This is a genomic window from Myroides guanonis, assembly GCF_900114085.1.
GTDB lineage: Bacteria > Bacteroidota > Bacteroidia > Flavobacteriales > Flavobacteriaceae > Flavobacterium > Flavobacterium guanonis.
On the sequence record NZ_FORU01000016.1, the window covers coordinates 1 to 7,982 of the forward strand.

5 protein-coding genes and 1 pseudogene are annotated in these 7,982 nt (G+C 30.3%); 1 reads left to right on the top strand and 5 read right to left on the bottom strand.

What is annotated here, in order from left to right; genetic code table 11:
* Positions 1–354: pseudogene (locus BM024_RS13770) on the top strand (hypothetical protein); the annotation flags it as partial.
* Positions 355–605: 251 nt separating this feature from the next.
* Here BM024_RS13770 and BM024_RS11975 read toward each other — a convergent pair.
* The 5 genes from BM024_RS11975 to BM024_RS11995 form a co-directional block, all read right to left on the bottom strand.
* On the bottom strand, positions 606–1,808 hold the full coding sequence (locus BM024_RS11975) for a peroxiredoxin family protein (RefSeq protein WP_090680729.1): 1,203 nt from the start codon (positions 1,806–1,808) through the stop codon (positions 606–608).
* Positions 1,809–2,293: 485 nt separating this feature from the next.
* Positions 2,294–3,412: a hypothetical protein gene (locus BM024_RS11980; RefSeq protein ID WP_090680731.1), complete on the bottom strand. Its 1,119-nt coding sequence runs from the start codon at positions 3,410–3,412 to the stop codon at positions 2,294–2,296.
* A 419-nt stretch (positions 3,413–3,831) separates the two neighbouring features.
* Positions 3,832–5,019, bottom strand: coding sequence for an erythromycin esterase family protein (locus BM024_RS11985; protein ID WP_090680734.1), 1,188 nt, complete (start codon positions 5,017–5,019; stop codon positions 3,832–3,834).
* Positions 5,020–5,551: 532 nt separating this feature from the next.
* The gene (locus BM024_RS11990) at positions 5,552–6,109 is read right to left on the bottom strand and encodes a TPM domain-containing protein (RefSeq protein ID WP_090680736.1); all 558 of its coding nucleotides are present in this window, start codon (positions 6,107–6,109) and stop codon (positions 5,552–5,554) included.
* Between the two features lie 278 nt (positions 6,110–6,387).
* Positions 6,388–7,683 (bottom strand): erythromycin esterase family protein, encoded by a 1,296-nt coding sequence (locus BM024_RS11995; protein WP_090680739.1) that lies wholly within the window; start codon positions 7,681–7,683, stop codon positions 6,388–6,390.
* Positions 7,684–7,982: the final 299 nt, after the last annotated feature.

Below are 7,982 nucleotides of genomic sequence, written 5' to 3' on the forward strand. Positions count from 1 at the left end.
ACTAGTGGATATTTTAGTAAATGGGATGCAGAGTTATTTGAACCTGAGTTTTTGGGGTTTGGGACTTTTCCGTCGGTACAAAAAGAACAGAAGTTTTCATTAAAAGATAGCTTTTCTGTTCTGGGTGAAATAGGGGCTAAGCTTAAAATGGGCAGTGAAAATGCGCTTTATGTTGGATTCTTTGCTGACTATGATTTAGCTTCAGGGAGTGATGAATCTAAACGATTGTTAGAGTATCAACCCATGGGAGAAACTCCTTTAAAGTTCAATAGCGTGATTGAAGCGGAGGAAGGAAAACAACGTTTGAAAGCGTTTTATCTCGGATTAAAAGTTAGATATGCTTTTGGAATGTAGAAATATTAAGTAAAGTATATACGGTTTTGCGACAGAAACTAGTATTATTGAAAACGGCTTGAGTTTTAAACTCAAGCCGTTTTTTTATTAGCTATAAATGTTTTTGAAGAGGAACAGGAGGGTGGAGCGTCAAGAAAATATCTACAAGACATTTTTAGCGAACGAGCCAGAAAGTATAATGGTTGAATAAGGAGACAGTGATGAATAGTACTTATTCTTTTTCCAAACTGTTGTAATGAGTAGAAATTTAATTATAACTCTCCGAACTCAGATTCAATTATTGCTTTTGCTTCAAAATAAGCTTTGTGAGAATCTCTCGCAATTATTTTTCCATCAGGTGAAATTAAAACAAAATACGGAAGTGTTATAAGAGCATAATCTGTTGCGAATTTTTCGTTAGATCCTGTTTTGTCTGAATCAAACCAAGGGTGAGCAAGCATACTCTCCAAAACTGATTTCATATCTAACCCAACTATTTTTTCTCCAGAATTACTATTGTCGTACTGTTCTTTTATAAGATTGATATTGTCTGTTATACCAATAACTATCAAATTATCTTTGTATTTATTGTGTAAAGTCGTTAAATCATTTTCTCTTAGAAAAGACCCTGGACATAGCCCCCAATGATAAATTAAAACATAGGAGCCTGCGCAATTAGTTAAGCTTATTTCTCTACCGTCTAATGATGTCAAATGAAAATCAGGTGCATCTTTGCCTGGTTGCAAAGCGGCATTTTTATCTAGCTTTTGTTTTAATATTTTTCCAAAATAACTATTTTGAGCCTCACTATTCATTTTTTCATATCTTGAAAATGAGCTTTCGAAAGGGGCATAGTTTACACTCGATAATACTTTTATGACGGTATGTGAGGAAGAAGGATATTTTTCGTAAAAAGCGGAATATAAATTAGATAACTTTTCAAAATCTAATTCATGTGTAGTACTAAAGGAAGAGATTTGATCTGAATATTCCTGTTTCTTTTTGAAATCTTCAGCAATATGGGCTTCGTTACTCAACCTAAACAATTCTCCTCTTTTTACTCCGAGAGAATTATCTAGTTGTATTATTTTTTGTAGTAAATCGTTATCATAAAGACCACCTTCTAGATGAACATAATAAATTTGGTTTGATGTTCCTGTTAATAGTGTTACTCCTTCTTTAATAAGAATTTCAACTCCAATTCTATCGACTACTGGTTCTTTCCCACCAATAGGTTTGTATGACATTAAATAGAGTCCAATATTGTCGTGTTCGCCTTTATATGTGAACGTATTAGGTTCTTTAACAATGACCTCGAATGAAAGAACGCTATTATATTCAGGAAGACTAATTTGTTCAAAAGTTAGTATGTCTCCGGGCATTAATCCTTCTATTTTCCCTTGAATTGTGAAAGATAGAGCATTCGCTTTCAATACGGTAAAGTAAATTATTAAGATAAAAACGATCTTTTTCATGATTTATATTTTTTAGAATGCTATTCCATTTTTTAAACTACTCGGAATAGCTTTCTTACAACATAGGGTTTTACGAAACTAGAGATATAAGAGCTTCAAGGAAGTTTTCTTGTATCTGAATTTTGTAAAAAAAATAATGCACTAATTTAATCGAAATAATGTGATTTTATAGTTTAAGTTAATTAAATATTAGAAAAAGGGAATAGGTGGTAGGGGTAATTTGTGAAGAGGCTAAGGAGCAAAGAGACGGTATTTAGGAAATAATCTTCGAGTATATGACAAAGTTATTTCCATGAAATTTTAAGACCTTTTAAGGCTCAAAATTTCACAGAATAACGTTGTTGGTCTTCGTTCGATTTGAAAGATAATCTTATTCTATACAATAAGTTGCTCAAGAAATAAGTGTTCTGTTGTTCAGAGTTTGTATTGATACTAGTGAAGAAATAGTTAAATATAATATATGTAAACTATTAGGTGTCATTTTATTAGAGGTCTCTCTTTAATTCCATTTGAATGGTGTCCTTATATAAAATCATTTTCCATTGCATTGAGTTGTCTTTAAAATTGTCAATCTCTACAGGAATGGTATCTGGCTTATTTCTATCTTTTTCGTAAGATATTACTTTGAAATTCTGTTCGTTTTCATCGTGAAAATATTTCATAAATATAGATGTGCTATCCACATACATATAAGGATTTGGACAATAAAACATTTTTCCTCTTTCTTCTATATAAATTGTTTTCCAAGCTAAAGCGTCTTGTAACCAATCATTTTCATTTATTGTGTTTCCATTTCTTGTCATCGATGTGACTTTCCATTTCCCAAAGTATTTTTTTGAACTATTAACGTCATAGTTATAGTAAATTACAAACAATAAAGGAATTAGAATACACAACACACGAGCGATTGTTCGTGAAAAGTTATTGCCAATTGATGGTAGCGAAATCCTGTATTGATTAAAGAGAGCTATTATATTGACTTTGTGCTGTAAAAATAGGTTGACTAAACCTAATGTGATTAGGATAGATGTAAATAGCGTTATTGGTCCAATATTGTAAAAAATATTAATCAAAACAATGTTCAACATTACGGGTAAGAGTATCGCTATACCTAATAAAATTGTACGTTTAAACAACAAAAGAACACTTCCAATTATCTGAAAAAAGGCCAGTATTACCGCAAGTCCATAAGAATAACCATAGTATTTCCAAGTTAATTCTTGCCCGGTTAATGCGTTTGTTAAAGTATCATTTATGTGATAGGAGTAATTGAAATTTACTTCAAATATTTTTTGAAAACCAAAATCTAATAATAGAAAAGCGATCCAGTAACGCAGTAATGCTGAAAGCCAAGTGATACATTTTATAGAATTAAAAGTTCCTCTCTTTTCTTTTATGTGCCAATAAATTGAAAAACCGATAGAGAATAGTATTGATAGTCCTAAAGATAAAAAACCTATAGGGAGTATTATCTGTGAAAGTTTACTAGGTAAAAGAGGCATTATTATAAAGAGAGATGTATTTATACTCCCTACAATTGCTAAAAAAGATAATGCAAATTTCGAAAACCATTTTGTACTACTTATTACTTCAGTTGAATTCATAGATTTATCTAATTAATTTTTGGTTTGTGTTTGTGCAAAATGATATCTATACTAAGGTGTCTTTAAATATTTCGCTAATGTAATTATTTATTTGTATAAAATATTCATAGATAGTGGAATTATGTAATAAAAAACGCAAAGAAGAAAATCGGGTTGTTAAGAGTAGGGAGGAGTGTTATGTTAATGTCTTGTAGATTTAAATAGTGAAGAAGCAAATGGACAATGAATATGAGACAGTAATTATCGACCGACTTATAACCCTATATCAAGAAAGGGTTAGACTCTAAAAAGTAGAACCTAACCCAAGCTTTATTTTTGAACTTACACATTTAATGAGACAGTACCATGGTTATTCCCTAATTCCTTATGGACATTGACACTTGTATTGTAACAGTTTTGTTGCTTTTATTAACTCTGTTCTAATCCATATTACTATCTCGTATCAAAAATAAACCATCAACATTACTACTGATATCCATTTCTTGAAAAGTATTTCCCAAAATGCGAGAAGAATCGGCTTTATCTAAAATGGACTTATCTCGATTGACACTCAAATACATAATTTGATTGCTAGAGTCATATTTTTCATTAACCGTATTTTCTATAGAATTAGGTAGTAATTTACCCAACTTCACCTTCTTTCCATAAAAACCTCTCGTGTTTCCAGATACTCCGGTATAGGCAATAAAAAAATAATCTTTTGGAAATGCCTTGTGCAATCTCTCTCCTAGAGATACCCATTCTTGACTTGGCATATATTTCGAATTAATAGTTTTAGGGCTTTTGATAAAGTGAGAAGTGGATCCAAATAGAATCATTTTCTCTTTCGGATATTTATTTTTTAAATAAACGATATTGTTAAACATTAGTGAGTCTCTTGTATAATGATTCATTTTACCAGCCTGTTTACCCTCTATTGTTGCATGCAGATTAGCTAAAGCCCTATTTAGAACTTCATTGTCATCACCAGTTGTATCTTGGTTTAAATAGCAGCCTAGATAGTCATAAACAACATTGTAATCTTTTTTAGTACGCAAAAGAGCTTTTAGATTTGTAGGTGTTAAGTTTTTAAATCTTTTAGAGAAAGTTTGTAACGATATATCCCCACATTCAATTTCGGTATTATTTAAATTGGACTCAATGCCTTGCATGAAAGTTTCATATGCATTACCTCCTGAGAGACTTGCATCGAAACCAAACACTTTTATATTATTTCCTTTTTCATTTTGTTCTTTGAGATAAAAGAATAATTCGTCAAGGTGATTATTTCTTACTATTGTATATATAGAACTATTCATAGCTACTATATCTGCATTTTTTTTAAAATCTTCAAAAGCTTTATAAACTTCATAAAGGTTGGACTCGATACCTATTATAGTGAAGTTATAGTTCTCTACTAACTCTTTCATCAGATCAACCCTAAATTTACTTGCAGTATAATCTGAATGGGTAGCATCCCCTAAGGCAATAATTTGGTTTTGAGCTAAATCACTAAATAATAAATTATTATCTTCTTTTGTTAGCTCTTGTGAGAAAGAAGAACTATTGTTTAAAATAGAACACAGTAAGAAAAAAAACAAGAAACTCTTTTGTAAAATACTATTCATTATTAAATGGGGTTGTTTTTAATTTTAAGATTATACGTCTTCAAACTAATGTAGACTTTTAGATTTTAAATCTAAGATAATGGATTAATCTAAATATGAGAGAGTATTAAGTAAAAAAGAACGGGAAGTAAATCATCTAGAGAATGTGAATCAGTTCTTTTTTGCTTGGGAATTTGGAAGGAATTAGTAGGTGAAGAGAAATTGGTTACGCAGTAAATAACGGAAGAAAAATTTTTGCTTATTCTTGGTTGGGGTTTTGGACGGAACTAGTAGACGATGTGGAATGAGCTAAGAGAGAAATAGGGGGAAGAATAAGCTTTGCTTATTCCTGGTTTGGGGGCATTAGGGTTTTGGTTTTAGAGAGGGATTACCCTCTGCTGGCGCGAGCATCTTGCTCGTGCCATATTAGACTACAAGAAATACTGAAAATAGATATAGCTTATTAAGTAATATAGAAGGTACAAGCGTGACTCTTGCGCCAGTGGGAGGATAAGATGACTTGAAGGCTCTGCTAGCTGAGCAAAGCTAAAGCTTAGTCATTAGCTGTGTTTTTTAGTTTTTTTATTATTTCTAACACTCCATTTAAAGTTCCATTATAATAGTTGTTTTCTTTAAATTCGGGAATAAAATATTTATCTATAATTTCTTTAGTTTCATCGTCACTCACAATTTTTTCTATTCCGATTCCATTTTGTATTCTTATCTTTCTGTAATCTTTTGAAATAACTATTAAAATACCATTATTTTTTTCTGGTTTTCCAATTCCCCATTCATTTGCAACTCGAAGTGATAGAGCGTCAAAATTTTCTTCTGTGACTCTTAAAGAATTTAGCGTTAATATTGCAATTTCATTTGAAGTTTGTTTTTCAAATCTAGTTATAACATTATTAAGATTTTCTATTTGGTCTTTTGTATATAATTTTTCATAATCTGTTACCCAACCGTAATGCTTAATTGGATTTAACCAAAAAATATTTTGAAATATTTTAATTGATTCAATTTTTAGGGAATCAATATTTCTATTTTCAATCTCTTGTGAACAAAGATTGATATTGAAACACAATATTATTAAACAACAAACTTTTTTCATAATGCTTTTTCTTCAAAAAATATGGCTAATGTGCCTGAACTTTTACGGGATACAAAATTAAACCTCTGCTGGCGCGAGCATCTTGATCTTGCTATATTAGACTACAATAAATGCTGAAAATAGATATAGCTTATTAAGTAATATTTAAGGCACAAGTGTGACGCTTGCGCCAGTGGGGGCAGAGTTTTAATCTATGATTGGATTTCATAATTATTACTGAAGTAATAAATGAAATCTTTAACGCTATTAAATACAGGGTGCTATGTTTTTATTTATTTCTATAGATTGTAATTTGGAGGTGAAATTTCTTTTACAAAGATTAATCCATCATAGGTTTCGTTGTATATCTTATTAGGCAAAATTCTATGCAATGGTTTAGGTTGGTACCCACCTCCACCAATTAGTAAATGTCTTGATTTTTTGGAGAAAAAATTGGTTGGTTCATTTAAATAAGCATCTTCCATATCTATAAAAAAAACATTTTTATTTATTGACATTAATAGCTTAGCATATGTTCTTGGAAAAGGTTTTTTTATATGAAAAGTCTTCCAATAATTTCCTTTTTTCTTATCAATTACATAACCATGGATGTCACCTGTACCGAAGTCGAATCCTACACTATAATAATCGTCTTTATAATAATCTTTTAGATGTCGCCCTAAATTAAATATTCCACTGCCAGAATAGTACATTTCCTTCTTATTTATATGGTCATTATGCGCCCAAATAAACACTTTTTCGCTTTGTGATTGTTGATCTACAATGTATTTTACATTTTCAAACATTTTTAAATCTCGGAATTCATAGCTAGCAGGATATTTCTCAATATTTGAAGCCGCATATTCAGTATAACTGATTAAATAATTTAAAGGTCTTTCAATAGTTCGATATTTTTCTTTATCTATATTTGAGTTTAATATTTGTTGCTTTAGCTGATGTAATTTAGGAACCTGAAGTTGCCACCAATCAGTAGGTTTTTCATAATCAATCTTTGTGTTAGAACAACTGTCTGCGATAATTAATAGATTTTCATCAATTTTAATTTTATTCAATAAAACAAAATCTCGTATTTCAAGATTAATTTTATGACCTAACTGCGTGTCCATGCCATAAAACTTTATTTGTTCCTCCTCTGGTTTTCCAATATTATAATTACGCATCCATTCCAAAAGTTCTGTGATTTCTTTGGTATACCAAAATCCAATATTAAAGTTATTTGCTATTGTTTTTTTATCACCTTGACCTCCTTTTATCCATTCATTTATTCCTTCTTCGGCTTGATAACTTTCTTCCATTATAAAAACTTTAAGGCCTTTGTTTTTGACTAAATGCTTAAAAAACTTTGCTTTTATATCAAAAAATTCTTTTGTATTATGTGAAGCCTCTCCAAATCCATATATTTTAGCATTTTCGAATTTAATAGGTGTGTTACTATTAAATATATTAAGCTCAGAATCTGGATTTGAATCTTCAATTGTAATGGAATTATCAGTTATCCAATTTATAGTTTCTTTTTGTTGTGAATGGAAAAGAAATGGAACAAGGAGTACTATTAGTGTAATTATTTTTTGCATAATATATTTAAAATGGAATATGAAATTGTTCTTTGTACAAAATGACAACACATCTTAGTTTCGTAAAACCATATCTAAATCTGTGTTTTGTGAAAATTCAAACCAATTTACCTAAATAAAAGACATGAGAAAAAAAACTTTACATTATTGGGTGTAAAAATAAGATTGCCTCTTCTTCGCTTCGGTGATCCCAGTGGGGGTAATGGACGCAAAGAAAAACCTTTAAGAAGCTGGTGCTTCTTATGTTTTTTATACCTAAAAGTTATTCAGAGAGTGAGATTTTTAATAACTAGGGATTA

Bases quoted from the DNA above. Each gene is read 5' to 3' on its own strand.
- BM024_RS11980 (WP_090680731.1), bottom strand. From the start codon at position 3,412: ATGAATTCAACTGAAGTAATAAGTAGTACAAAATGGTTTTCGAAATTT.
- BM024_RS11975 (WP_090680729.1), bottom strand. From the start codon at position 1,808: ATGAAAAAGATCGTTTTTATCTTAATAATTTACTTTACCGTATTGAAA.
- BM024_RS11985 (WP_090680734.1), bottom strand. From the start codon at position 5,019: ATGAATAGTATTTTACAAAAGAGTTTCTTGTTTTTTTTCTTACTGTGT.
- BM024_RS11995 (WP_090680739.1), bottom strand. From the start codon at position 7,683: ATGCAAAAAATAATTACACTAATAGTACTCCTTGTTCCATTTCTTTTC.
- BM024_RS11990 (WP_090680736.1), bottom strand. From the start codon at position 6,109: ATGAAAAAAGTTTGTTGTTTAATAATATTGTGTTTCAATATCAATCTT.